24 protein-coding genes are annotated in these 25,169 nt (G+C 71.3%); 11 read left to right on the top strand and 13 right to left on the bottom strand.

Annotated features, from left to right (window positions below; all coding sequences use genetic code 11):
• Positions 1 to 33 precede the first annotated feature (33 nt).
• Positions 34 to 441, bottom strand: coding sequence for a hypothetical protein (locus NI25_RS18815; protein WP_061443555.1), 408 nt, complete (start codon positions 439 to 441; stop codon positions 34 to 36).
• Positions 442 to 550: 109 nt separating this feature from the next.
• Positions 551 to 1,207 carry a response regulator gene (locus NI25_RS18810; RefSeq protein WP_061443554.1) on the bottom strand — a complete coding sequence of 219 codons (657 nt, stop codon included), beginning with the start codon at positions 1,205 to 1,207 and terminating at the stop codon, positions 551 to 553.
• 323 nt (positions 1,208 to 1,530) lie between these two features.
• Between NI25_RS18810 and pdhA the strand changes: the two genes are divergently transcribed.
• The 3 genes from pdhA to NI25_RS18795 are packed head-to-tail and all read left to right on the top strand — an operon-like array spanning position 1,531 to position 5,234.
• On the top strand, positions 1,531 to 2,784 hold the full coding sequence (gene pdhA, locus NI25_RS18805) for a pyruvate dehydrogenase (acetyl-transferring) E1 component subunit alpha (RefSeq protein WP_061443553.1): 1,254 nt from the start codon (positions 1,531 to 1,533) through the stop codon (positions 2,782 to 2,784).
• A gap of 1 nt (position 2,785) precedes the next feature.
• The gene (locus NI25_RS18800; RefSeq protein ID WP_061443552.1) at positions 2,786 to 3,766 is read left to right on the top strand and encodes an alpha-ketoacid dehydrogenase subunit beta; all 981 of its coding nucleotides are present in this window, start codon (positions 2,786 to 2,788) and stop codon (positions 3,764 to 3,766) included.
• Positions 3,767 to 3,776: 10 nt separating this feature from the next.
• Positions 3,777 to 5,234: a dihydrolipoamide acetyltransferase family protein gene (locus tag NI25_RS18795; RefSeq protein ID WP_061443551.1), complete on the top strand. Its 1,458-nt coding sequence runs from the start codon at positions 3,777 to 3,779 to the stop codon at positions 5,232 to 5,234.
• Between the two features lie 77 nt (positions 5,235 to 5,311).
• Here NI25_RS18795 and NI25_RS18790 read toward each other — a convergent pair whose 3' ends face one another.
• From NI25_RS18790 to NI25_RS18775, 4 genes are all read right to left on the bottom strand, one after another.
• Positions 5,312 to 6,289, bottom strand: coding sequence for a Bro-N domain-containing protein (locus tag NI25_RS18790; protein WP_061443550.1), 978 nt, complete (start codon positions 6,287 to 6,289; stop codon positions 5,312 to 5,314).
• Between the two features lie 210 nt (positions 6,290 to 6,499).
• A complete protein-coding gene (locus NI25_RS18785; RefSeq protein ID WP_061443549.1) occupies positions 6,500 to 7,489 on the bottom strand; it encodes a DUF1648 domain-containing protein in 990 nt (329 codons plus the stop codon).
• Positions 7,486 to 7,833, bottom strand: coding sequence for a GntR family transcriptional regulator (locus NI25_RS18780; protein WP_061443548.1), 348 nt, complete (start codon positions 7,831 to 7,833; stop codon positions 7,486 to 7,488). The genes NI25_RS18785 and NI25_RS18780 overlap by 4 nt, the downstream gene beginning before the upstream one ends.
• 108 nt (positions 7,834 to 7,941) lie before the next feature.
• Positions 7,942 to 8,880 (bottom strand): D-alanyl-D-alanine carboxypeptidase family protein, encoded by a 939-nt coding sequence (locus NI25_RS18775; RefSeq protein WP_061443547.1) that lies wholly within the window; start codon positions 8,878 to 8,880, stop codon positions 7,942 to 7,944.
• A 221-nt stretch (positions 8,881 to 9,101) separates the two neighbouring features.
• Here NI25_RS18775 and NI25_RS18770 point away from each other — a divergent pair, with 221 nt between their 5' ends.
• Positions 9,102 to 9,752: a GntR family transcriptional regulator gene (locus NI25_RS18770; RefSeq protein WP_061443546.1), complete on the top strand. Its 651-nt coding sequence runs from the start codon at positions 9,102 to 9,104 to the stop codon at positions 9,750 to 9,752.
• Positions 9,749 to 11,059: an MFS transporter gene (locus tag NI25_RS18765; protein WP_061443545.1), complete on the top strand. Its 1,311-nt coding sequence runs from the start codon at positions 9,749 to 9,751 to the stop codon at positions 11,057 to 11,059. Before NI25_RS18770 ends, NI25_RS18765 begins: the two co-directional genes overlap by 4 nt.
• A 134-nt stretch (positions 11,060 to 11,193) precedes the next feature.
• On the opposite strand, the gene NI25_RS18760 is transcribed toward NI25_RS18765, so the two are convergent.
• Complete coding sequence (locus tag NI25_RS18760) at positions 11,194 to 12,018, bottom strand: maleylpyruvate isomerase family mycothiol-dependent enzyme (RefSeq protein ID WP_061443544.1); 825 nt, start codon at positions 12,016 to 12,018, stop codon at positions 11,194 to 11,196.
• Between the two features lie 182 nt (positions 12,019 to 12,200).
• Between NI25_RS18760 and NI25_RS18755 the strand changes: the two genes are divergently transcribed.
• Both NI25_RS18755 and NI25_RS18750 read left to right on the top strand, forming a co-directional pair.
• Complete coding sequence (locus NI25_RS18755) at positions 12,201 to 13,010, top strand: carbon-nitrogen family hydrolase (RefSeq protein WP_061443543.1); 810 nt, start codon at positions 12,201 to 12,203, stop codon at positions 13,008 to 13,010.
• A 45-nt stretch (positions 13,011 to 13,055) separates the two neighbouring features.
• Positions 13,056 to 13,514, top strand: a complete 459-nt coding sequence (locus NI25_RS18750; protein WP_061443542.1) for a DUF2867 domain-containing protein — start codon at positions 13,056 to 13,058, stop codon at positions 13,512 to 13,514.
• 36 nt (positions 13,515 to 13,550) lie between these two features.
• On the opposite strand, the gene NI25_RS18745 is transcribed toward NI25_RS18750, so the two are convergent.
• The 4 genes from NI25_RS18745 to NI25_RS18730 form a co-directional block, all read right to left on the bottom strand.
• Positions 13,551 to 14,045, bottom strand: coding sequence for an LURP-one-related/scramblase family protein (locus tag NI25_RS18745; protein WP_061443541.1), 495 nt, complete (start codon positions 14,043 to 14,045; stop codon positions 13,551 to 13,553).
• 76 nt (positions 14,046 to 14,121) lie between these two features.
• Entirely contained in the window at positions 14,122 to 14,373 is a 252-nt protein-coding gene (locus NI25_RS18740) for a DUF6458 family protein (RefSeq protein WP_061443540.1), read from the bottom strand.
• 114 nt (positions 14,374 to 14,487) lie between these two features.
• On the bottom strand, positions 14,488 to 15,786 hold the full coding sequence (locus NI25_RS18735; RefSeq protein ID WP_061443539.1) for a M18 family aminopeptidase: 1,299 nt from the start codon (positions 15,784 to 15,786) through the stop codon (positions 14,488 to 14,490).
• A gap of 126 nt (positions 15,787 to 15,912) precedes the next feature.
• A complete protein-coding gene (locus NI25_RS18730) occupies positions 15,913 to 17,739 on the bottom strand; it encodes an acyl-CoA dehydrogenase (RefSeq protein WP_061443538.1) in 1,827 nt (608 codons plus the stop codon).
• A 149-nt stretch (positions 17,740 to 17,888) separates the two neighbouring features.
• Here NI25_RS18730 and NI25_RS18725 point away from each other — a divergent pair, with 149 nt between their 5' ends.
• The 3 genes from NI25_RS18725 (at position 17,889) to NI25_RS18715 (ending at position 20,631) form a co-directional block, all read left to right on the top strand.
• The gene (locus tag NI25_RS18725) at positions 17,889 to 18,359 is read left to right on the top strand and encodes an SseB family protein (protein ID WP_003975142.1); all 471 of its coding nucleotides are present in this window, start codon (positions 17,889 to 17,891) and stop codon (positions 18,357 to 18,359) included.
• A gap of 143 nt (positions 18,360 to 18,502) precedes the next feature.
• Positions 18,503 to 19,480, top strand: coding sequence for a pirin family protein (locus NI25_RS18720; protein WP_061446984.1), 978 nt, complete (start codon positions 18,503 to 18,505; stop codon positions 19,478 to 19,480).
• A 65-nt stretch (positions 19,481 to 19,545) separates the two neighbouring features.
• Positions 19,546 to 20,631: an AI-2E family transporter gene (locus NI25_RS18715; protein ID WP_061443537.1), complete on the top strand. Its 1,086-nt coding sequence runs from the start codon at positions 19,546 to 19,548 to the stop codon at positions 20,629 to 20,631.
• Here the strand turns inward: NI25_RS18715 and NI25_RS18710 are convergent.
• Positions 20,562 to 22,727 (bottom strand): SpoIIE family protein phosphatase, encoded by a 2,166-nt coding sequence (locus tag NI25_RS18710; RefSeq protein WP_061443536.1) that lies wholly within the window; start codon positions 22,725 to 22,727, stop codon positions 20,562 to 20,564. The genes NI25_RS18715 and NI25_RS18710 overlap by 70 nt on opposite strands.
• A gap of 173 nt (positions 22,728 to 22,900) precedes the next feature.
• On the opposite strand from NI25_RS18710, the gene aspS reads away from it, so the two are divergent.
• Positions 22,901 to 24,664: an aspartate--tRNA ligase gene (aspS, locus tag NI25_RS18705; protein WP_061443535.1), complete on the top strand. Its 1,764-nt coding sequence runs from the start codon at positions 22,901 to 22,903 to the stop codon at positions 24,662 to 24,664.
• 81 nt (positions 24,665 to 24,745) lie between these two features.
• Here the strand turns inward: aspS and NI25_RS18700 are convergent, their stop codons facing one another.
• On the bottom strand, positions 24,746 to 25,111 hold the full coding sequence (locus NI25_RS18700) for a PH domain-containing protein (protein WP_061443534.1): 366 nt from the start codon (positions 25,109 to 25,111) through the stop codon (positions 24,746 to 24,748).
• Positions 25,112 to 25,169 lie beyond the last annotated feature (58 nt).

Genomic DNA, 25,169 nt, shown 5'->3' with positions numbered 1-25,169 from the left:
CGGAGACGGGCTGCACGCGCGCGTTGCGTTCGCCTACGCGGGCCCCGCGACCCCGTCCGTGAAGTGCACCGTGCCGAACTGCGGGTCGACGCGCAGGTAGGCGGGCTCGAACGGCTCGCCGTCCACCCGGCTCGGCGCGGCGCCGAACCGCTCCAGCTCGGCGGCGCTCGGCACGTGGGCCTCGCAGTGCCCCACGACCTGCACGGTCCACAGGCTCTCGCCGGGCCGCGCGGAGGTCAGGTTGTCCGCCCCGTACGCGACGACGCTCCCGGCGCACACCTGGTGGTACCCCCAGCTCCTGGGCATGCGCAGCAGGACCCGGCCGTCGGCCACGATGTGGCGCGCGAGGGCGAGGAAGGGCAGGGCGCGCATGGTGGTGGCCGCCCGGCCGTAGGCGGTACGGCCGAGCAGGCCGACGGCGAGCTGTTCGTCGGAGGGCATGGACTCACTGTGCGGGAGCGGCGGGCGCGGGAACAGAGTCGCCCGCCCCGGCAGGAAGGGACGTAAGTCCCGAGTAAGCACGCAAGGAACGGTGGCGGACCCCGCCCCGTCAGCGGTTCTCGGCCTCCAGGCGGGCCACGAAGGCGGCCGCCTGAGAGCGCCGCTGCATGCCGAGCTTGCCCAGCAGGCTCGACACGTAGTTCTTGATCGTCTTCTCCGCCAGGTGCAGCCGCTCGCCGATCGCGCGGTTGGTCAGTCCCTCGCCGATCAGCTCCAGGATGCGGCGCTCCTGGTCGGTGAGGTGGGCCAGCCGGTCGTCGGGCTTGGCCCCGCCGTCGCGCAGCCGTTCCAGCACGCGCGCGGTGGCCACCGGGTCGAGCAGGGACTTCCCGGCCGCCACGTCCCGCACGGCGCCGAGCAGCTCCGCGCCGCGGATGTCCTTGAGGACGTAGCCGGAGGCGCCCGCCATGATCGCGTCGAAGAGGGCCTCGTCGTCGGCGAAGGAGGTCAGCATCAGGCAGCGGACGGACTCGTCCCGGGAGCGGATGTCGCGGCAGACCTCCACGCCGCTGCCGTCCGGCAGCCGTACGTCCAGTACGGCGACGTCCGGACGGGTGGCCGTGACCCGGGCCTGCGCCTCGGCGGCCGTGCCGGCCTCGCCCACCACCTCGATGTCGGCCTCGCCGGCGAGCAGATCGTGCACCCCGCGCCGGACCACCTCGTGGTCGTCGAGGAGGAATACCCGGATTTTTCCGTCTTCGCGCACGCGGTCAGTGTCACACACCGACTCTTCCCGTGCCCGGGGTGGCCGGGATAACGTGCCGTTGTTCCGGCCCCCTGCAAGGCTGTGACCAGTAAAACTTCCGTCCTACGCCGATTTACTTGGAAATCCGAGTAAAAACGCAGGTCAGGAGGGGTTTCACAGAAATGTGGAGCACTGGGTAACGTGCTGTTCGCAGGGCGCTCGCCGGGGCACCTGTCACGCCTGTTCCCGATCGGGCCGCACCCACCCTTGTGCGTCCGCCGGGCCGCAGGTGAGCCGCACTGGCTTCCGGCGAACCCGGGGGCCGGACCGACGGAGGAGCACACGTGACCGAGAGCACTGCCGCGCGCAAGCCGCGACGCAGCGCCGGAAGCAAGGCGGCCGGCACCACCGGCACCAAGGCGGCCGGTACGACCGCCGGCAAGGCCGGCACCGGCAAGCGCACCACTCGCACCACCAGCACCACCCGTACCGCTGCCAAGAAGGGCTCCGAGCCGGAGCTGGTGCAGCTGCTGACGCCCGAGGGCGAGCGCGTCGAGGACGCCGCTCACGCCGAGTACGCCTCGTACGTCGCCGACATCACCCCCGACGAGCTGCGCGGCCTGTACCGCGACATGGTGCTCACCCGGCGCTTCGACGCCGAGGCCACCGCCCTGCAGCGCCAGGGCGAGCTGGGCCTGTGGGCCTCCCTGCTCGGCCAGGAGGCCGCCCAGATCGGCTCCGGCCGGGCCACCCGCGAGGACGACTACGTCTTCCCGACCTACCGCGAGCACGGCGTCGCCTGGTGCCGCGGCGTCGACCCGACCAACCTCCTGGGCATGTTCCGCGGCGTGAACAACGGCGGCTGGGACCCCAACGGCAACAACTTCCACCTGTACACGATCGTCATCGGCTCCCAGGCGCTGCACGCCACGGGCTACGCGATGGGCGTGGCCAAGGACGGCGCCGACTCGGGCGTGATCGCGTACTTCGGCGACGGCGCCTCCAGCCAGGGCGACGTCAGCGAGGCGTTCAACTTCGCCGCCGTCTACAACGCCCCCGTGGTGTTCTTCTGCCAGAACAACCAGTGGGCGATCTCCGAGTCCAACGAGAAGCAGACCCGGGTGCCGCTCTACCAGCGCGCCCAGGGCTTCGGCTTCCCCGGCGTCCGCGTCGACGGCAACGACGTCCTCGCCTCCCTCGCGGTCACCCGCTGGGCCCTGGACCGGGCGCGGCGCGGTGAGGGACCGGCGCTGATCGAGGCGTTCACGTACCGCATGGGCGCCCACACCACCTCGGACGACCCCTCCCGCTACCGGCACGACGACGAGCGCGCCGCCTGGGAGGCGAAGGACCCGATCCTGCGCCTGCGCCGCTTCCTGGAGTCCGCACACCACGCGGACGAGGGATTCTTCGCGGAACTGGAGGCGGAGAGCGAGACGTTGGGCAAACGAGTGCGCGAAGTGGTCCGTGCCATGCCGGACCCGGACCGGTTCGCCATCTTCGAGAACGTGTACGCGGACGGGCACGCGCTCGTGGACGAGGAGCGGGCGCAGTTCGCCGCCTACCAGGCGTCGTTCGCGGAAGCAGAGGGGGTCTGACATGGCAGCGGAAAAGATGGCGCTGGCCAAGGCGATCAACGAGTCGCTGCGCCGCGCACTGGAGTCGGACCCCAAGGTCCTGATCATGGGCGAGGACGTCGGCAAGCTCGGCGGTGTCTTCCGGGTCACCGACGGCCTGCAGAAGGACTTCGGCGAGGACCGGGTCATCGACACCCCGCTCGCCGAGTCCGGCATCGTCGGCACCGCGATCGGCCTGGCCCTGCGCGGGTACCGGCCGGTGGTGGAGATCCAGTTCGACGGCTTCGTCTTCCCGGCCTACGACCAGATCGTCACGCAGCTGGCCAAGATGCACGCCCGCTCGCTGGGCAAGGTCAAGATGCCGGTCGTCATCCGCATCCCCTACGGCGGCGGCATCGGCGCGGTCGAGCACCACTCCGAGTCCCCCGAGGCCCTGTTCGCGCACGTGGCGGGCCTGAAGGTGGTCAGCCCGTCCAACGCGGCGGACGCGTACTGGATGATGCAGCAGGCCATCCAGAGCGACGACCCGGTGATCTACTTCGAGCCGAAGCGCCGCTACTGGGACAAGGCCGAGGTCGACCGGGAGGCCATCCCCGGCCCGCTGCACGCCGCGCGCGTGGTGCGCGAGGGCACCGACCTGACGCTGGCGGCGTACGGCCCGATGGTGAAGCTCTGCCGGGAGGTCGCCGACGCGGCCGCCGAGGAGGGCCGCTCCCTCGAGGTCGTCGACCTGCGGTCGATCTCGCCGGTCGACTTCGACACGGTCCAGGCGTCGGTGGAGAAGACCCGCCGTCTGGTCGTGGTCCACGAGGCGCCCGTGTTCCTGGGCTCGGGCGCGGAGATCGCCGCCCGGATCACGGAGCGCTGCTTCTACCACCTGGAGGCCCCGGTGCTCAGGGTCGGCGGCTACCACGCCCCGTACCCGCCGGCGCGTCTGGAGGAGGAGTACCTGCCCGACCTGGACCGGGTGCTGGATGCCGTCGACCGCTCGCTGGCGTACTGAGGAGGGGAGCGTGACGACGATGACGGACAGCTCCGTGCGTGAGTTCAAGATGCCCGACGTGGGCGAGGGGCTCACCGAGGCCGAGATCCTCAAGTGGTACGTCCAGCCCGGTGACACGGTCACCGACGGCCAGGTGGTGTGCGAGGTCGAGACGGCCAAGGCCGCCGTCGAACTGCCCATCCCCTACGACGGGGTGGTGCGCGAGCTGCACTTCCCCGAGGGCACCACGGTCGACGTCGGTACGTCGATCATCGCGGTGGCCGTCGGCGACGGTGCGGCCGCCGCGGCGGAGCCGGTGCAGGAGGCGGTGGCGGACACCCCGGCCGCCGCCGAGGCGGAGGAGCCCAAGCCGGAGGGCCGCCAGCCGGTCCTGGTCGGGTACGGGGTCTCCACGTCCTCGACCAAGCGCCGCCCCCGCAAGGGCGCCCAGCCCCCGGCCGCCGCCGGGGAGGCGTCGGCGGCGATCCAGGCGGAGATGAACGGCCACGGACCGGCCGCCCCTGCTCCCGCCCCTGCCGCACCGGCGGCCCCGGCCGCGCCGGTCACCGGCGGGCGCCCGCTGGCCAAGCCCCCGGTGCGCAAGCTCGCCAAGGACCTCGGCGTCGATCTGGCGACCGTGGTCCCGTCCGGTCCGGACGGCATCATCACCCGCGAGGACGTCCACGCGGCGGTGGCGGCCGAGTCCGCGGCACCGGAGCCGCAGGCGGCCCCCGCGGCCGTCGCGCCCGCCCCGTCCCCGACGGCGGCACCGGCGTCGTACGACACGACGCGCGAGACCCGTGTCCCGGTCAAGGGCGTGCGCAAGGCGACGGCGGCGGCGATGGTCGGCTCGGCGTTCACGGCGCCGCACGTCACGGAGTTCGTGACGGTCGACGTGACGCGCACGATGAAGCTGGTCGAGGAGCTGAAGCAGGACAAGGAGTACGCGGGCCTGCGAGTGAACCCGCTGCTCCTGATCGCCAAGGCCCTGCTGGTCGCGATCAAGCGCAACCCGGACATCAACGCGTCCTGGGACGAGGCCGCCCAGGAGATCGTGGTCAAGCACTACGTCAACCTGGGCATCGCCGCCGCCACCCCGCGCGGCCTGATCGTCCCGAACATCAAGGACGCCCACGCCCAGACCCTGCCGCAGCTGGCGGGCTCCCTGGGCGAGCTGGTCTCGACGGCCCGGGAGGGCAAGACCTCCCCGGCCGCCATGCAGGGCGGCACGGTGACCATCACCAACGTCGGCGTCTTCGGCGTCGACACCGGCACGCCGATTCTCAACCCCGGCGAGTCCGCGATCCTCGCGGTCGGCGCGATCAAGCTCCAGCCGTGGGTCCACAAGGGCAAGGTGAAGCCGCGCCAGGTGACCACCCTCGCCCTGAGCTTCGACCACCGCCTGGTCGACGGCGAGCTGGGCTCCAAGGTCCTCGCCGACGTGGCGGCGGTTCTGGAGCAGCCGAAGCGGTTGATCAGCTGGGCATGAGGGGCACGAGCCGGGTAGGTTCATGACGGAGGGGCGCCGCAAGTTGGAGTTGCGACGCCCCTTCTGCCGTACCGGTCTCAGCCCTGGTGCAGCACGTACACCGGGGCCCCGCCCTCGGCCCCGCCCCGCGAGCGGATGCAGGCGTGGGTGCGCAGCAGCCGCAGGCACTCGTTGACCCGCCGCACGGAGAGCCCCGTACGGGCGGCGATCGACTCCAGCGGCTCCCGCAGCTCACCCTTCTCGACGAGCACGGGTGCGACGACCAGGGCGACCGTCCACACGTCCTCCGTCACGGACAACCGCTGCCGCCAGTCGGCCAGCACGGACTCCGTGGTCGGTACCGGGGCGAGGTGCGGGCGGGGCGCCCCTTGGTGGAGCACCAGGGTGTCGAACCGGTCCGCGATGCGCTCCAGGGCGTGCACCATGGCCTGCTGCACGGCGAGGGTGGCCTGTTGGGCGGCGAGGGTCGCCTGCTGCGTGGAGAGCATCTCCCTCTGCAAAGCGATCGACGTGCGCTGCCCCTCGGCCAGCTGCTCGTCCAGCCGGAGGTTGTGCGCCTCCAGCCGGACGATCGCGTCGGCCACCTGGTCCGGCATGGCGTAGGCGACGGGGGCGCCGGGTGCGGCGGGCTGCACTTCGGCCTCGTCCAGCGAGTACGAGCCCTCGCGCTGCACGGTCTCGATGACTTCGGCGACCCACTGCTTGAAGGGGGCGCAGGCCGGTTTGGTGCAGGCGTTGACGAGGAGGATGAGACCTTGCAGATCGATGAGTTGCAAGTCTCGTCGCCATGTCCTGCCTGCGGGAATGCTGAGACTGTGACTTCCAGTCACAGTCTCGAGATTGTCTCGATGCTCCTCCGGGACGTGATCGGTGAGCGCCTTTCGGGTCGTCGTGTATCCCAACTCCTTGCACACGTCCACCGCCGGAAACCAGTGGCTTCCGTCCGGCATCGTCAGCCGGCGCACCCGGGCGCCGGTGGCCGCGTACACGAAGTCGCCGGCGTCGATCGCCTCGTGCCGCGCGCCGGAGTTCCGTCGTTTGCTGGGTTCGTTCATCTGAACCACCTCCGTCGCGGAACGTAGGGCGGCTTCGAGGGCATATGCCAGCCAGATCGATGATGTTCACGACTGCGAGCGAAGATCACCGAAAGGGCTGCAGCGGCCGACGCGGGCGTGTATGGCGCCTGCAGGCCCAAAGCCCAAAGCCCAAGGCCCAAAGCCCAAAGCCAGGCCCAAGGCCCAGGCCCAAGGCCCAGGCCCCTGCGCTCAGCCTCCGGTTCGGTTCGTGCGCAGGGCGTTGAGCAGGGCCGCTCCCCGCTCGGCGTCGTCGATGCTCACGGCGAAGTCGCTGCGGCGGCCGCGGGGGCGGATGACCAGGCACTCGCCGGCGCGCAGCATCACCGTGGTGCCGAGACCGCTGAGGCGGTAGCCCCAGCCGCCGACCTGGGAGGGCCGGCGGACCTCCATCCGCGCCGTGTCGATGTCCCCGGGTGCCCAGCGGCGGCCGGGCCAGCCGAGGGGGCCGAAGGAGACCTCCAGGCCCCGTTCCGAGACGCGGGCCTGGACCGAGGAGAAGACGGCGCAGGCGAGGGAACCGGCGGCGCATCCGGCGAACAGCGCCCACAGGCCGCCCGGCTCGGCCAGGCCGCCGACCAGGGCGACGAGCGCGCCCACCGCGACCAGGCCGATCGCGGCCGCCAGCAGTTGGAGCCAGGGGTTGGCGGTGCGGGAGAACCAGACCATGCGCCGGCCCTTCGGGATGTCCAGCGCGGGGGCGCCCCCGTCGGGCGCCGTGGCGTCGTCCGGGGTGGCGCGCAGCCGGGTGACGAGCAGCCAGCCGGCCACTCCGGAGAGCACGGCCGCGACGAGGATCGCGACGACCCAGGCGGTGGGCTGCCGGGCCTCGTGCCAGTCCGCGCGGTCCAGGTTGGCCCGGACGACCGCGGCCTGCGCGCCGGTGAGGACGATGCCCATGGGGAGCAGGGTCACGGTGGGCCACGGCCGGGCCGCCGGACCCGCCCGCATCAGCGGGACGGTGACCGCGGCCGCCGTCACCAGCCAGATCAGCGCGGGAACCAGGGACGCCGCCCACAGGGGCATCGAGCCGTCGGGGGCCTCGCCGCTCAGGCCCCAGTGGGTCGCCAGCCGGTCGGGCAGCCTGTCGCGCGCCAGGAGCGGCATCCCGGCGAGCACCGCCGTGACCCCGCCCGTCCAGACCGCGGCCGTCGTGCGCCGCGCCGCCGTCGTGTCCCTCATGGCAACCCCCTGATCATGTCGATGACATCGGTCCTGCTGTAGCCCAGCCGCGCCGCCTCGTCGAGCAGCTCCCGCGCCCGGATCTGCAGCTCGGAGTGCGGCCGGGCGCCCTCGGCCACGGTCACCCCCCGGCCCCGGCGGAACTCCAGCAGGCCCTCGTCCCGCAGGCCGCGCAGGGCGCGCAGCGCGGTGTTGACGTTGATGTCCAGGGCGTCGGAGAGGTCGCGGGCCGAGGGCAGGCGGTCCCCCGGGGCGCACTCCCCCTCGGCGATGGCGCGCCGGAGGGCGCCGGCGACCTGTTCGTGCAGGGGCCGGGTGTCGGTCTTGTCCAGACTCAGCAGCATGGTGCTAATGACACTATCACCATAAGTGTCATCATGGCCTGGGGAGCCGGACAGCGAGAGGGGCCCGTCGCGTCGGCGACGGGCCCCGGTGGTGGTGTGGCGTCAGGTCTACTTCTTGAATCCGTAGTCCATGAGCTTCGCGGCGTCCTTGGCGCGCTGCGTCGACGACGAGGACGCCAGCACCGTGCCGATCACGGTCTTGCCCTTCCGGGTCGCGGCGAAGACCAGGCAGTACTTGGCCTCAGGCCCCGACCCGGTCTTGACGCCGATCGCGCCGCTGTAACTGCCCAGCAGCGTGTTGGTGTTGGTCCAGGGCGCCATCGTGCGGGTGCCGCCCTTCTTGGTCGTCGTCCTCGCCGTGTACTTCTTCGTCTTGACGATGGTGCGGAAGGTCGAGTTCTTCATGGCGCTGCTCGCGAGTTTCGTGAGGTCGCGCGGCGTGGAGTAGTTCTTGCCGTTGCCGATGCCGTCGAACGAGTCGAAGTGCGTGTTCTTCAGGCCGAGGCTCTTGGCGGTGGCGTTCATCTTGCCGATGAACGACTTCACGCGCGCCGCCCGCGTCTTGCCCGAGCCGAACTTGTCGGCCAGTGCGTAGGCGGCGTCGCAGCCGGAGGGCAGCATCAGCCCGTACAGCAGCTGGCGGACCGTCACCTTGTCGCCGACGATCAGGCGGGCTGAGGAGGCGTTCTTCGACACGATGTAGTCGCTGTAGGCCATCTGGATCGTCACCTTGGCGTCCAGGTTCAGCTTCGGCTGGGCGAGCACGACCTTGGCGGTCATGATCTTGGTCGTGGAACCGGTGGAACGCTTGGTGTCTGCGGCCTTGGTGTAGAGCGCCTTGCCGGTCGCGTTGTTCATCACGAAGCCGCCCTTGGCGGCGATCGAGGGCGCGGTGGGTGCCCGCACGGCTGCGGCGGGGGCGGGAACGCGCTCGGCCGCGGCTGCCTGTGCGGGTGCGGTGGCGAGGGCTCCGGTGGTCAGGACGGCGCCGCCGGTCAGGGCGACGGCGAGGGCCCTGCGCAGGCGGCTGCCGGAAATGGTGTTCATTGAGTTGATTACCCCGATTGTGGTGAAGTCACCTGGAAAGCGGCCGAGTTGTGGTCGGTGGAGCTGTGGCCGCGTCAGTGCGACACCCGAAGGGGGTGGATGGTTGCACGGCGGGGCGGAGGGGAGGTGCCGGGTTCCCTCCGAGGGGTGAGGGGGACGGGTCGGCGTCCGGATGCTGGAACGGATCCCTCTTGTGTCCCTGTTGTATCTATCCTGTCGGCATGACCACGGCAGTGAAGCAGCCCCCCGCGGCGGACCGCGTCTACACCCACGTCAAACAGGGCGTCCTCGAGCGCCGCTACGAGGGCGGGACGCTGCTCACCGAGGGCGAGCTGGCCGAGGCCGTCGGCGTCTCCCGCACCCCGGTGCGCGAGGCGCTGCTGCGGCTGGAGGTCGAGGGGCTGATCCGGCTCTACCCCAAGAAGGGCGCCCTGGTCCTGCCCGTCTCCGCGCAGGAGATCGCGGACGTGGTGGAGACCCGGCTGCTGGTCGAGGAGCACGCGGCCAGGAAGGCCGTACCCGCACCGCCGGGGCTTCTCGAACGGCTGGAGGAGCTGCTCGCCCGGCAGAAGGAGCAGGCGGCGGCCGGTGACTTCGCGGCCGCCTCCGTCACCGACCGCTGCTTCCACGCCGAGATCGTCCGCAGCGGCGGCAACGAGATCCTCTCCCGCCTCTACGACCAGCTCCGCGACCGCCAACTGCGCATGGGCGTCGCCGTCATGCACTCCCACCCCGACCGGATCGCCCACACCCTCGCCGAGCACGGGGAGATCCTCGACGCGCTGCGCGCCGGGGACGCGGACGCGGCCGTCGGCGTGGTGGCCCGGCACGTGGGCTGGTTCTCGAACCTGGCCCGGGGGGAGGTCCGATGAGTACGGCCACCTCGGCCGGCCGGGCCCTGCCCGGTGACCCCCCGGGCGGGCGGCGTGCGATCGCCGTGTGGGGCATCGGCGTGTCCGTCTATTTCGTCGCCGTCATCTTCCGCACGTCCCTCGGGGTCGCCGGCCTCGACGCCGCCGACCGCTTCCACGTCAACGCCTCGGCGCTGTCCACCTTCTCCATCCTCCAGCTGCTGGTCTACGCCGGCATGCAGATACCCGTCGGCCTGCTCGTCGACCGGCTCGGCACCAAGAAGGTGCTGGGCCTCGGCGTCGTGCTCTTCACGGCGGGGCAGCTGGGCTTCGCCTTCTCCCCCTCGTACGGCATGGCGCTGGCCTCGCGGGCGCTGCTGGGCTGCGGGGACGCGATGACGTTCATCAGCGTGCTGCGGCTGGGCACCCGCTGGTTCCCGGCCCGGCGCGGGCCGTTGGTCGCCCAGCTGGCCGGTCTGGTCGGCATGGCGGGCAACCTGGTCTCCACCCTCGTCCTGGCCCGGCTGCTGCACGGCATCGGCTGGACGGCGGCGTTCGCGGGCAGCGCGCTGGCGGGTGTCGTCGTCTTCGTCCTGCTGCTCCTCTTCCTCAAGGACCACCCCGAGGGGCACGAGCCGGAGCCGCTGCCGCACCAGGGGGCCGCGTACGTACGGCGGCAGATCGCCCTGTCCTGGCGTGAGCCGGGAACACGGCTGGGGCTCTGGGTGCACTTCACCACCCAGTTCCCGGCGATGGTGTTCCTGCTGCTGTGGGGGATGCCGTTCCTGGTCGAGGCGCAGGGCCTGTCCCGGGCCACGGCCGGCACGCTGCTCACCCTCGTCGTGCTGTCCAACATGGCCGTCGGCCTGGTCTACGGCCAGATCATCGCCCGGCACCACGCGGCGCGGCTGCCGCTGGCCCTCGGCACGGTGGGCGCGACGGCCGCGCTGTGGGCGGCGACGCTGGCCTACCCGGCCGAGCACGCGCCGATGTGGCTGCTCGTGGTGTTGTGCACGGTGCTGGGAGCGTGCGGGCCGGCCTCGATGATCGGCTTCGACTTCGCGCGGCCGGCGAATCCGCCGGAGCGGCAGGGGACGGCGTCCGGGATCACGAACATGGGGGGCTTCGTGGCGTCGATGACCACGTTGTTCGCGGTGGGGGTGCTGCTGGACGCGACGGGGGACGACTACACGGTTGCCTTCTCTTCCGTGTTCGTGCTCCAGGCGGTGGGGCTGTCGCAGATCCTGCGGTTGCGCAAGCGGGCCGCGCTGCGGGAGCGGGAGCGGTTGGTTGCGAGCAGGGTGGAGACGGTGCACGTGCCGGTGTAGGCATCCGGCGTGCGGGCGGGCGGGGGTGGGTGCGCAGCCCGGCGTCGCGGGGTGCCTCCCCCGGTGCCTGAACGGCCTGGGAGGTCCCCCCCCAGCGCCCACCCGTGCCGCCCCAGCGGCACGACTGCCCGCAGCTAAGGGGTGACGGTGAAGTTCCGCAGGATCGCCTCCGCCAGGTCCGGGTCGCCCTCCGTCTTGACGCGGTCCCTCGCCGCCTCCAGGGAGACGCGGCCGCAGGCCAGGCGGACGTACGTCTCCCAGTCGAGGGTGAGGGCCGCGGCGGGGCCCAGGGCCGGGGACGATTCGAGGGTGCCGCGGCCCTGGATGTCGACGCGGACGGTGCGCAGGAACTCGACCGGTCCGTGGACGTCGAAGACGACGGCCGAACTGCGCGGCGCGTCCGCCCGGTCGGCGACGACGGCGGGCAGTGCGTCGAGCAGCACGTCACGGGTGACGTGCGCGCCGGGGGAGTCGAGGTTGCCGGGGCGGCCGAGGGCCGTGCGCAGGTCCTGCTCGTGCACCCACACGTCGAAGGCGTGGCGGCGCATCGACTCCTCGAGGGTCAGTTCGGTGCCGAGCGGGCCGCGCACCTTCGTGCCCGGGTCCCGGGAGTCGTTCCGCAGCTGGCGGTTGCGCCGGATGATCATGTATTCCAGCTCGGCCGTCATCTCCGGCGCCGTGTGGTGGCGGCGGACGTCGACCTGCATCTCCATGTAGCGCTGGTGGTCGCCCGTGACGTGGAAGAGGTCGCGCGGCAGCGTGTGGATGGGGCGGGGGTCGCCGAGCATCTCGGAGTCCAGGCCGAGGACGTGCGAGACGACGTCGCGCACCGACCACGCCGGGCAGGGGGTCCGGCGGTTCCACTCTGCCTCCACAAGCGGCTGGACCAGCTCGGATATCGCCTCGATGGAGTGAGTCCAGGCGTCGGCGTAGGGCTGGAGGGTGGGATGCAGACTCACGGAAACGGGACCCCTCGGCGGTCGGTACACGGGCGGTTGGCGGCGGCGGTGCCAGTGGCGGCGGCGGCAGTCGGCGGGTGTCTTGAGAGGCTAAGTTACGCTGCTGTGCGGCACCCCGGCAGTGCTTTCGTGTGACGATCGTAGGCCCGTGTGGACGGCTCGAATGCCAGGACGGTGGTAGTGTGCGCGCCTCTCTGATTCAAATCGCCGTGAACGAGGACGAAACGGTCGAAGCGCGTCGCCTCCGGGCGGCGGCCCTGGTGAGGGAGCAGGCCGGTGCCGACCTCGTCGTGCTGCCGGAGCTGTGGACCACGGGCGCGTTCGCCTTCGAGGAGTTCGACGCGGCGGCCGAGCCGCTGCGGGGCCCGACGTACGAGGCGATGGCCGAGGCGGCGGGCGACGCGGGCGTGTGGCTGCACGCGGGGTCGGTCCCCGAGCGCGACGCGGACGGGCGGCTCTACAACACCTCTCTCGTCTTCTCCCCCGTCGGCGACCTGGCCGCCTCCTACCGCAAGATCCACCGCTTCGGCTTCGACAAGGGCGAGGCCGTGCTGATGGGCGCGGGACGCGAGCCGGTGACGGTCCGGGTGCCGGACGCCACCACCCTGGGTGTGGCGACCTGCTACGACCTGCGCTTCCCCGAGCTCTTCCGCGCCCTCGTCGACGCCGGCGCCGAGGTCCTCGTCGTCCCGGCGGGCTGGCCGGAGCGCCGCCGGTCCCACTGGACGCTCCTGGCCCAGGCGCGGGCGGTCGAGAACCAGGCGTTCGTCCTCGCCTGCGGAACGGCCGGGACGCACGCCGGAGTTCCGCAGGCCGGTCACTCGATCGTGGTGGATCCCTGGGGCGAGGTGCTTGCGGAGGCCGGTGCCGGCGAGGAGGTCCTCACGGTGGACTTCGACCCGGCGAAGGTGGCGCGGACCCGGGAGCAGTTCCCGGCCCTGAAGGACCGGGTGCTGGGGCTGGAGCCGCCGCGCGCGGAGCACGCCGTGTGACGCGGCGCGTTTGACCCCTCGGGGGCGCGGCCCAGGATTACGGGTATGAGACGCACCGGTTCCCGCGCGATTCGTCGCGTCCGGGTGGACCCCGTCGACGCCCACTTCGCTACGGCGTTCGAACTTCCGGCCGCCGGACTTCCCCGGCTCGCGCCCGAGGAATGGGTGCGCGCCAGCTACGAGGACGTTCCGGTGGTCCTGCGCGAGCTGATCCGTGCGGGCTGGGCGGGCGTGCTGGGGCTGCGGCTGGGACCGCGCTCCTCGCGGCGGCACGTGGTGGGCTGGCGCGTGCTGGAGACGGGGCCGGGCAGGGTCGCCCTGGAGGCCCGCGCGCCGTCGCTGACCGTGCGCAACGTCGTGACCGTCGACGACGCGCGGCTGCTCTGGGCGACGTACGCGCACTACGAGCGCCGGACCGGCCGGGTGCTGTGGTCCCTGGCCGCACCGGTCCACCACCTGGCCGTGCCCCTGCTCCTCGGCCGCGCCGTCCGCCGGACGGCCTGAGGAGCACCGGCGCCGTGCCGGGGCCGAGCGGGCCCCTCAGTCGTCCTCCCGCTCCTTCTCCGCCAGGTGGATCACGCACACCGTCAGGGCGATCAGCAGCGCCGGGTCCGCGTCGTCCCGTACGACGTCCACGCCGTAGGTGTCCCGGAGGGTCAGCCAGCGCCGGGAGACGACGGCCAGGAGTTCGCCGTCGTACTCGATGGCGAACTCCCGGTCGAGGATCTTGCCGCTGACGTCCAGTTCGGTGCCGTCGGCCAGGGTGACCCGGTAGTGGTTGCGCAGCAGGGAGAGACGTTTCCGCTTGAGGCGGGCCAGGGGCTCGCCGTCCCGCTCGATCACCATGGTGTCGCGCAGGGCGAACATCTTCTGGTGGATGTCGACGAGGACACGTCCCTGGGCGTCCTTCAGCTCCCAGGTGTCCCGCAGCCGCAGCGCCTTGCCGTCGACGAGGAAGACCTTGTTGCCCCGGTCGTCCTCGATCCAGTAGTCGTCGCCGATGCCGAGGAGCCGGTCGTACACGAGGAATCTCATGCTCTGACCGCTTCCCCGCCGGGCGCCGCGGAACGCGGCCGGTAGGCCGACAGGCTGAGTGCCGGACCCGGCCGGGTCAGGAGCCGTAGCCGTTCTGGTAGCCGTCCTGCGTGTGGTGGTGGGGCCGTTCCTCGACGACCGGGGTCGTCGGTGGCATCACGACGCGGCGGCGCCGGGCGATGCTGCTGAACGTCGCGACGCCGATCAGGCCGACGACCATGAAGATCACACCGACCAGGTCGAGGTTGACGCCCTGCATGTCCCAGTCGGTCGCGAACGTGAGGATGGCTCCCACGGCGATGAGGATGATGCACCCGCCGAGGCCCATGAGTGTTGCCTCCCTGTCAGATCCGGTCGGTTCCGGGTTTCCGGCCGATCCGGTTCCGTGCGGGTACCCCGGGTCTCAACCCTCATGCCGTGGACGCCTGTTGCGCGGTGGGTCCTACGGCTGGAGGAAGGCCACCAGCGCGTTGGCCAGCAGGTACGGGTCGTCGGCGCCGCACAACTCCCGTGCGCTGTGCATCGACAGGATGGCCACGCCGATGTCGACGGTGCTGATGCCGTGCCGGGCCGCGGTGATCGGGCCGATGGTGGTGCCGCACGGCATGGAGTTGTTGGAGACGAAGGTCTGGAAGGGGATGTCCGCCTTCTCGCAGGCCGCGGCGAACACCGCGCGGCCCGAACCGTCGGTGGCGTAGCGGTTGTTGACGTTGACCTTGAGGATCGGGCCGCCGTTGACGCGCGGGTGGTGCGTCGGGTCGTGCCGCTCCGCGTAGTTGGGGTGGACGGCGTGGCCCGTGTCGGAGGACAGGCAGACCGTGCCGGCGAAGGCACGGGCGCGGTCCTCGTAGGAGCCGCCGCGGGCGAACACCGAGCGCTCCAGCACGCTGCCGAGCAGCGGTCCGTCGGCGCCGGTGTCCGACTGGGAGCCGGTCTCCTCGTGGTCGAAGGCGGCCAGGACGGGGATGTACGGCAGGTCGGCTCCGGAGGTCGCGACCGCGGCCAGGGCGGCCGTACCGGCGTGCACGGACAGCAGGTTGTCCATCCGCGGGCCCGCCAGCAGCTCCCGGTCGCGGCCCAGGTACGCCGGGGGTTCCACGGAGTGCGTCATCAGGTCCCAGCCGGTGACCTCGCCGGGGGCGAGGCCCGCCTCGTCCTCCAGGAAGGCGATCAGGTCGCCGTCGCGCACGGTGTCGTCCAGGCCCCAGACGGGCTGGAGGTGGCGCTGCTTGTCGAGCTTGAGGCCGTCCGCGGTGACGTTGCGGTCCATGTGGATGGCGAGCTGCGGGACGCGGAGCAGCGGACGGTCGACGTTGACCAGGCGGGTGGAGCCGTCGCGCAGCGTGAGGCGGCCGGCCAGGCCCAGGTCGCGGTCGAGCCAGGAGTTCATCAGCGGGCCGCCGTAGATCTCCACGGCGACCTGGCGCCAGCCGTGCGCCCCGCTGTCCGGGCGGGGCTTGACGCGCAGGTTGGGGGAGTCGGTGTGGGCGCCGACGATGCGGAAGGGGGTGTGGGCGGCGGCGCCCTCCGGGACGTACCAGGCGACGATCGCACCGCCGCGCAGCACGTACTTGCCGCCGGCCGTCCCCTCCCAGGCGTCGGTCTCCGAGACCTGGCGGAAGCCGGCCTTCTCCAGGCGCTCGGCGGCACTCGCCACGGCGTGGTACGGGGTCGGGCTCGCCGACAGGAAGGTCATCAGGTCGTCGGTGTGGCCGCGGTCGAAGCGGGAGGGTGCGCTCATGGGTTCACCTTAACGACGTACGGGGGCCCGCTTCCCGTGGAGCGGGAGCGGGCCCTCGTCGGTGTGTGTGGAATTGGTGGAGGGGGGCCGGGCCGGTCCTGAGAGGCCGGTCCGGGAAGACCGGTCCTAGAAGGCGGCCTCGTCCAGCTCCATCAGGTCCAGCTCGACGCCCTGGGCGACCTTGCGGGCCAGGGTGAGGCCGGGCAGGACGTTGGCCGCGAAGAACTTGGCCGCGGCGATCTTGCCGGTGTAGAAGGCCTTGTCCTTGGCGGACGCGGTCGGCAGCTTCTCGGCGGCGACGGCGGCGCCCTTGAGGAGCAGGTAGCCGACGACCACGTCGCCGGAGGCCTGGAGCAGGCGGGTGGTGTTGAGGCCCACCTTGTAGATGTTCTTGACGTCCTGCTCGGTGGCCGCGAGGTCGGTGAGCATCAGGCCGACGATGGCCTCCAGCTCGACGGCGGCCTTGGCCAGGTGCTCGCGGGCGCCGGACAGCTCCTCGCCGCCGGTGGCCAGCGCCAGGAACTTCTTGATGTCCTCGGCGAGCGAGTTCAGCGCGGCACCCTGGTTGCGGACGATCTTCCGGAAGAAGTAGTCCTGGCCCTGGATCGCCGTGGTGCCCTCGTACAGGGTGTCGATCTTGGCGTCGCGGATGTACTGCTCGATCGGGTACTCCTGCAGGAAGCCGGAGCCGCCGAAGGTCTGCAGGGACTGGGCGAGCTGCTCGTAGGCCTTCTCCGAGCCGTAGCCCTTGACGACCGGCAGGAGCAGGTCGTTGAGCGCGTGCTCGGCCGAGGCGTCCTCGCCGTTCGCCTCCTTGACCTGGATCTCGTCCTGGATCGAGGCGGTGTACATCACCAGCGCGCGCATGCCCTCGGCGTACGCCTTCTGCGTCATCAGCGAGCGGCGCACGTCCGGGTGGTGCGTGATGGTGACCTTGGGGGCGGTCTTGTCCATGAAGTTGGCCAGGTCGGGGCCCTGGACGCGCTCCTTGGCGTACTCCAGGGCGTTGAGGTAGCCCGTGGAGAGGGTGGAGATCGCCTTCGTGCCGACCATCATGCGGGCGAACTCGATGATGCGGAACATCTGGCGGATGCCGTCGTGCTTGTCGCCGATCAGCCAGCCCTTGGCGGGGTGGCGGTCGCCGAAGGTCATCTCGCAGGTGTTGGAGGCCTTCAGGCCCATCTTGTGCTCGACGTTGGTGGCGTAGACGCCGTTGCGCTCGCCCAGCTCACCGGTCTCGAAGTCGAACTCGTACTTGGGGACCAGGAAGAGGGACAGGCCCTTGGTGCCGGGGCCGGCGCCCTCGGGGCGGGCGAGGACGTAGTGGAGGATGTTCTCCGACATGTCGTGCTCGCCGGACGTGATGAAGCGCTTCACGCCCTCGATGTGCCAGGAGCCGTCCTCCTGCTCGACGGCCTTGGTGCGGCCGGCGCCCACGTCCGAACCGGCGTCCGGCTCGGTGAGGACCATCGTCGAGCCCCACTGCTTCTCGACGGCGATCTTGGCGATGTGCTTCTGGACCTCGTTGCCCTCCTCGAAGAGGATGCCGGCGAACGCCGGACCCGAGGAGTACATCCACACGGCCGGGTTGGCGCCGAGGATCAGCTCCGCGTAGGCCCAGATGAGGGAGCGCGGCGAGGTGGTGCCGCCGATCTCCTCGGGGAGGCCGAGCCGCCAGTACTCGGAGTCCATGAAGGCCTGGTAGCTCTTCTTGAAGGAGGCCGGGACCGGGGCCGTGTTGGTCTCCGGGTCGAAGACCGGCGGGTTGCGGTCGGCGTCGGCGAAGGATTCGGCCAGCTCGTTCTCGGAGAGGCGGGTCAGCTCCTCGAGGACGCTCTTGGCGGTGTCCGTGTCCATCTCCGCGAACGGGCCCGTGCCGTACACCTTGTCACGGCCGAGCACCTCGAAGAGGTTGAACTCGATGTCCCGGAGATTCGGCTTGTAGTGCCCCATGGCGACGGCTCCGTTGAGAGATCGGCGAGGCACTCGCTCCTCGCATCCGTACACGTACCAACTAGTAGCTACGATGATGCTACCCGTCGGTAATAAGAAGCAACCCCGAGCCGCCCATCTGTGACTCGTTACTCGTTACTCTGTGCTGCATGTACGGCTACGACCAGACCGCGGGCCAACAGCAGCAGCAGTACGCCCCGCCCCCGCAGCAGCCGATGGGCGGCGGGTACGGGCAGCAGCCGCCGCTGTACCCCGAGCCGTCCCCGCCCTCGCTCGCGGACGCGGTGCGCGCCTTCACCACCGGCCAGATGTCGGCCGAGGACTTCCAGCAGATCTTCGCGACCTCGAAGGTCTACTGCCCGCGCGGCGACAATCCCGGCTTCCTCGCGCTGCACAACACCCAACAGCCGGTGATCCCGATGTTCACGGGCCTGAAGGAGCTGCGCCGGTACGCGGGCAAGGAGTCGAAGTACTTCGTGATCACCGGGGCCGAGGTGATCGACCTGCTGCCGACCGGCTACGGCTTCGTCCTGGACATGGAGGGCGAGCACCGGATGGTGTTCGACGCGAAGGCCGTCGAACAGATGGTCGATTTCGCGATGCGCCGGATGTACGGCTAGACGCCATCGCCGCGCAGACGGCCGACCGGCGCCTCGGTGACCCGCGAGCCCGGAGGGAATGCCCTCCGGGCTTTTGCGGTTCCAGGTGGCAAGAAGTTCAACGCTCAACTAAAGTGGGGCGCACGCCGCCCGAGGAGGTCGACATGCCCGCCGTGACCGTCGAGAACCCGTTGACGCTGCCCCGCGTATCCGCGCCCGCCGACGCCGTCGCACGTCCCGTGCTGACCGTCACGACCGCGCCCAGCGGTTTCGAGGGTGAGGGATTCCCGGTGCGCCGCGCGTTCGCCGGGATCAACTACCGCCATCTCGACCCGTTCATCATGATGGACCAGATGGGTGAGGTGGAGTACGCGCCCGGCGAGCCCAAGGGCACGCCCTGGCACCCGCACCGCGGCTTCGAGACCGTCACCTACATCATCGACGGGATCTTCGACCACCAGGACTCCAACGGCGGCGGCGGCACCATCACCAACGGCGACACCCAGTGGATGACGGCCGGCTCGGGCCTCCTCCACATCGAGGCGCCGCCGGAGCAGCTGGTCATGTCCGGCGGGCTGTTCCACGGGCTCCAGCTGTGGGTGAACCTGCCGGCCAAGGACAAGATGATGGCCCCCAGGTACCAGGACATCCGCAGCGGCTCCGTCCAGCTCCTCACCTCCCCGGACGGCGGCGCGCTGCTGCGCGTCATCGCCGGTGAGCTGGACGGGCACGACGGTCCCGGCATCACGCACACGCCGATCACGATGGTCCACGCGACGCTGGCGCCGGGCGCCGAGGTCACCCTGCCGTGGCGGGAGGACTTCAACGGCCTGGCGTACGTCATGGCCGGGCGCGGGTCGGTGGGCGCCGAGCGGCGTCCGGTCCACCTGGGCCAGACCGCCGTCTTCGGCGCCGGGGGATCGCTGACCGTCCGCGCGGACGAGAAGCAGGACTCCCACACGCCGGACCTGGAGGTCGTGCTGCTCGGCGGGCGTCCGATCCGGGAGCCGATGGCGCACTACGGCCCGTTCGTGATGAACACCAAGGACGAGCTGATGCAGGCCTTCGAGGACTTCCAGAAGGGGCGCCTGGGCACCGTCCCGGCGGTGCACGGGATGTCCGAGGCGGGCCCCGGCGCCTGACCGCGCGTCACCCGGGCGGGCCGTCCGCGCAGGACAGTCCGCCCGGTGCGTGATCGGGTGGGGACGTGCAGTTGCTCCCCGGTCCGGTGCGCCGGTTCGCCGCCTGGTGCGCCGTCATCCTGCTCGCCAGCGGTGTCGTCTACGTCGCCATCCGGCTCTGCGTCGAGTTCCGCACCGCGGTGACCCCGGCGCTGCTCGCCCTGCTCGGCACCGCCCTGCTCCGGCCGCTGCACCGGCGGCTGGTGAGGGCCCATGTGCAGCGCTCGCTGGCCGCCGGGCTGACCTGCGTCGCCGTGCTGGCCGTGGTCGGCGGGGCCGTGTACATCGTGGTCTCCGCGCTCATCCAGACCGGCGACCAGATCATCGCCTCGCTCCGGCACGCGGCGAAGGGCGTCGCCGACCACTTCGGCGCGGCCGGGACCTCGCTGGACGACCTCGCCTCCAACGCCCGCGACCTGCTCGGCAAGTTCGGCGGTACGGCCGCATCGGGCGTGGTGAGCGGGATCAGCGTCGTCGGCGAGATGATCGCCATGGCCGTCCTCGCCCTGCTGCTCGTCTTCTTCTTCCTGCGCGACTCCGACCGGGCCGTCGGCACGGTGCGCGCCATCGCCCCGCCCGGCGGCGCCGACATGGTCGAGGCCATGGCCCGGCGGGCGTTCGGGGCCGTCGAGGGCTTCATGCGGGGCACCACCCTGATCGCCCTCATCGACGCGGTCTGCATCACCGTCGGGCTGCTGATCCTGCGTGTGCCCGGCGCGGTCGGGCTCGGGGCGCTGGTCTTCGTCGGCGCCTACATCCCCTACCTCGGCGCGTTCATCTCCGGTGCCGTCGCCGTGCTGGTGGCGCTGGCCGACCGGGGATTCGTCATCGCGCTGTGGGCCCTCGGCGTGGTGCTGGCCGTGCAGGTGCTGGAGGGACACGTGCTCCAGCCGATGATCCAGAGCCGTACCGTCCAGATGCACCCGGCCGTCATCCTGCTCGCGCTCACCGCCGGCGCCTCGGTGGCGGGCATCCTGGGGATGCTCCTCGCCGTGCCGCTGACCGCCGCGGCCTTCGGGATCGTCCACGAGCTCCAGGGCCGTTACGGGGCGGCGGCGGGCTCCGGGCCGACGGCGGGGCCGGCACCGTCGTCCGGGCCGGCGGACTCGTAGATCTCGAACCAGATGCTCTTGCCCTCGCCGCGCGGGGCGACGCCCCAGGCGTCCGCCAGCAGCTCGATCAGCATCAGGCCGCGTCCGGAGGACGCCATTTCCCCCGGCCGGCGCTTGTGCGGCAGGTCGTCGCCGTTGTCGGTGACCTCGACCCGGATCCGCCGCCCGCCCGGCTCCCCCACGACCTCGGCGACGAGCAGGGCGTCGGTGTCGGTGTGGACCAGGACGTTGGTCAGCATCTCGGAGAGCAGCAGCACCGCCGCGTCCCGCTGCTCCTCGCCCGGCCAGTCGTGCAGCAGGTCGCGCAGGTGCTGCCGGGCGGTGGCGATCCGCGCCGGATCGGCCTGCGCGACCGTCAGCATCGTGCGGCGCACCGGCGCCCGGGTCGCGGTGGATTCGCCGCAGCCGCAGCCCTCGCCCTGCCGGCACAGCAGCACCAGCGCGATGTCGTCCTCCCGCCGGTCGGACAGCGGGCCGACGGTGTGGTGCGAGGAGGGGCCGTGCACGGCCTGGACCAGCGCGTCGGCCAGCTCCTCCAGGCCGCCCGTGTGCTCCTCCAGGATCACGCGCAGGCGGTGCCAGCCGCTCTGCAGGTCGTGGCCGCCGGTCTCCACCAGGCCGTCCGTGCACAGCATCAGGGTGTCCCCGGGTTCCAGGGCGAGCCGCGTCGTCGGGTAGTCGGAGTCCGGGTCGATGCCTAGGGGCAGCCCGCCCGCCGTGGCGAGGATCAGCGCCGTGCCGTCCGCCATGCGCACCACCGGGTCCAGGTGCCCCGCGCGGGCGCTCTCCACGGTGCCGGTGGCGGGGTCCACCTCGGCGTAGTAGCAGGTCGCGAAGCGCAGGTCGCCGGGATCGTCCTCGGACGCGACGAGGCCGTGGAAGAAGTGGGATGCGCGGGCGAGCACCGCGTCGGGGCGGTGGCCCTCGGAGGCGTAGGCGCGCAGGGCGATGCGCAGCTGGCCCATCAGTCCGGCCGCCCGCACGTCGTGCCCCTGGACGTCGCCGATCACCAGGGCGAAGCGGCCCCCGGGCAGCGGGATCATGTCGTACCAGTCGCCGCCGACCTGGAGGCCGCCGCCGGTGGGGACGTAGCGTGCGGCGACGTCCATGCCGGGGATCTCCGGGCCGAGCAGAGGCAGCATGGAGCGCTGCAGCCCCTCGGCCAGCTCCCGCTGATTCTCGGCGGCGCCCGCCCGGGACAGGGCCTGGGCCAGCATCCGCGCCACGGTGGTCAGCACGGAACGCTCGTCGGGCGTGAAGGCGACCGGGTAGGCGAAGGCCGCCATCCAGGCGCCCATGGTGCGGCCCGCCACCGTCAGGGGGAGGAAGGCCCAGGAGTGGCGTCCGAAGCGTTCGGCGAGGGGCCAGGTGAGGGGGTAGCGGTGCCGGTACTGCCCGGGGGAGGAGAGGTAGACGGCGCGGCCGGTGCGCACCACCTCGGCGGCGGGGTAGTCGGTGTCCAGCGGCATGTCGATGAACGGGTTCATGTCGTTCTGGGGCTGTCCGTGGTGGCCGACGACGGTCAGCCGGTCGCCCGAGACCCCGAACACCGCGAGGCCGTCCGGGGAGAACCCCGGCATCGACAGTCCGGCCGCGACGCGCAGCACCTCCTCGGTGGACCGCGCCTCGGCCAGCGCCCGGCCCGCGTCCAGCAGGAAGGCCTCCCGGCTGCGGCGCCACTCGCCGGTGACCGCGCTGCGTCCGGCGGGGGTGCCCGGCCTGGGCTCGGCGACCTCCTGGAGGGTGCCGGTCAGCGAGTACGCCTTGCGTACGGAGTCGTAGGAGGGCTTGGAGCGGCTGCGCACGACCCGGACGACATGTCCGCGCTCGTCCATGATCCGGATCCGGACCTCGGCGAGGGTGCCCTCGGCGACGGCGAGCTGCACCACCCCCGTGATCTCGTTCCAGTCCACCGGGTGCAGCCGGGCGCGCACCTGTGCCTCGGTGAGGGTCGCCGGTTCGGCGGGCAGGCCGAGCAGGCGGGCGGCCTCTCCGTCCACGGTGACCTCTCCCGCGGCGGTGTCCCAGTGCCACAGTCCGGTCGCGAGGGCGGCGAGGACGTCCCCCACCTCGGGCAGGGGCTCACCAGTACGCATTGCCCCACTTTAAGAAGAGGTGATCGGACGCTGCCACCGGTCGCGGCGGTGCCTGACCCGTCCCGGGGCGGGTCAATGGGGAGGAAGGGAGGTATGGCTGCCCGGTACGCTGGGGTTGTTTCACGTGAAACGCGAAACACCATCCCCGATCCGCGAAGGCTGGATGAACGACGATGCATCGGTACAGGTCCCACACCTGCGGCGAGCTCCGCTCCTCTGACGTCGGCACCGACGTCCGACTGAGTGGCTGGCTGCACAATCGGCGCGACCTGGGCGGCATCCTCTTCATCGATCTGCGCGATCACTACGGCATCACGCAGCTCGTCGCCCGTCCGGGCACCGCGGCCTACGAGGCGCTGGACAAGCTGACCAAGGAATCGACCGTTCGGGTCGACGGCAAGGTCGTCTCCCGCGGCACCGACAACATCAACCCCGACCTGCCCACCGGCGAGGTCGAGGTCGAGGTGGGCGAGGTCGAGCTGCTCGGCGCCTCCCAGCCGCTGCCCTTCACCATCAACACCGAGGACGGGGTCAACGAGGAGCGGCGCCTGGAGTACCGCTTCCTGGACCTGCGCCGGGAGCGCATGCACCGCAACATCATGCTGCGCACCTCGGTCATCTCCGCCATCCGGCACAAGATGGTGACCCTGGGCTTCAACGAGATGGCGACGCCCATCCTCACCGCCACCTCCCCCGAGGGCGCCCGCGACTTCGTGGTCCCCTCCCGCCTGCACGCGGGCCGTTTCTACGCCCTCCCGCAGGCACCGCAGCAGTTCAAGCAGCTGCTGATGATCTCGGGCTTCGACCGGTACTTCCAGATCGCGCCCTGCTTCCGCGACGAGGACGCCCGCGCCGACCGTTCGCCGGGCGAGTTCTACCAGCTCGACGTCGAGATGAGCTTCGTCGAGCAGGAGGACGTCTTCCGCCCGATCGAGCAGCTCATGACGGAGCTGTTCACGGAGTTCGGCAACGGCCGCGAGGTGACGTCGCCGTTCCCGCGCATCCCCTTCCGCGAGGCGATGCTGAAGTACGGCTCCGACAAGCCCGACCTGCGCGCCCAGCTGGAGCTGGTCGACATCACCGACGTCTTCGAGGGCTCGGAGTTCAAGGCCTTCGCCGGCAAGCACGTGCGCGCGCTGCCCGTCCCGGACGTTGCCGCCCAGCCCCGCAAGTTCTTCGACCAGCTCGGCGACTACGCCGTCTCGCAGGGTGCCAAGGGCCTGGCCTGGGTCCGCGTCGGCGAGGACGGCAAGCTGTCCGGCCCGATCGCGAAGTTCCTCACCGAGGCCAACGTCGCGGAGCTGACCAAGCGGCTCTCCCTGGCCCCCGGCCACGCGGTGTTCTTCGGCGCGGGCGAGTTCGACGAGGTCTCGAAGATCATGGGCGCGGTCCGCGTCGAGGCCGCCCAGCGCGCCGGGCACTTCGAGGAGAACGTCTTCCGGTTCTGCTGGATCGTCGACTTCCCCATGTACGAGAAGGACGAGGAGACGGGGAAGATCGACTTCTCCCACAACCCGTTCTCGATGCCGCAGGGCGGCATGGACGCCCTGCAGAACCAGGACCCGCTGGACATCCTGGCCTGGCAGTACGACATCGTCTGCAACGGCGTCGAGCTGTCCTCCGGCGCGATCCGGAACCACGAGCCGGAGATCATGCTCAAGGCCTTCGAGATCGCGGGCTACGACGCGGAGACCGTCGAGCGCGAGTTCGCCGGGATGCTGCGCGCCCTGCGCTTCGGCGCGCCGCCCCACGGTGGCATCGCCCCGGGCGTCGACCGCATCGTCATGCTGCTGGCCGACGAGCCGAACATCCGCGAGACCATCGCCTTCCCGCTCAACGGCAACGCCCAGGACCTGATGATGGGCGCGCCGACCGAGCTGGACGAGTCCCGCCTGAGGGAGCTGCACCTGACGGTGCGCAAGCCGCAGCCGAAGTAGTCAGCCGACGGCACACGCAGGGGCCCGGAACCGATCTCGCGACGATCGGTGCCGGGCCCCTGTGTGTGCCGCCGTCGGGTCCTACCGCGCCACGAACTGGGTCAGGATCGCCTGGACCTCGTAGATGTCGACGCCCTTGGTGAAGGTCTTCTCGATCGGGGCCGGAGCGCCGGAGAGCCAGATCTTCAGCTCGGCGTCGAGGTCGAAGTGGCCGGCCGTCTCGACCGAGAAGTGGGTGATGCTGCGGTACGGGACCGAGTGGTACTCGGTCTTCTTGCCGGTGATGCCCTGCTTGTCGATCAGGATCAGCCGCCGGTCGGTGAACAGGATGGTGTCGCGGATCAGCAGGTAGGCGGCGTGGATCTGTTCGCCGTGGCCCAGGAGCCGGGCGTAGTCCTGCTGGGCCTTGGCCGGGTCGATGCTGTGCGCGTTGCCGAACAGTGCCATCGGCGATGTCCCCCCACGTGAGCTGGTGTTTCGTCCGATCCTCGCAAACGCGGAGGGC

The organism is Streptomyces sp. CCM_MD2014 (assembly GCF_000772045.1).
Classification (GTDB): domain Bacteria; phylum Actinomycetota; class Actinomycetes; order Streptomycetales; family Streptomycetaceae; genus Streptomyces; species Streptomyces salinarius.
This window is presented reverse-complemented; position numbering and strand designations above follow the sequence as displayed.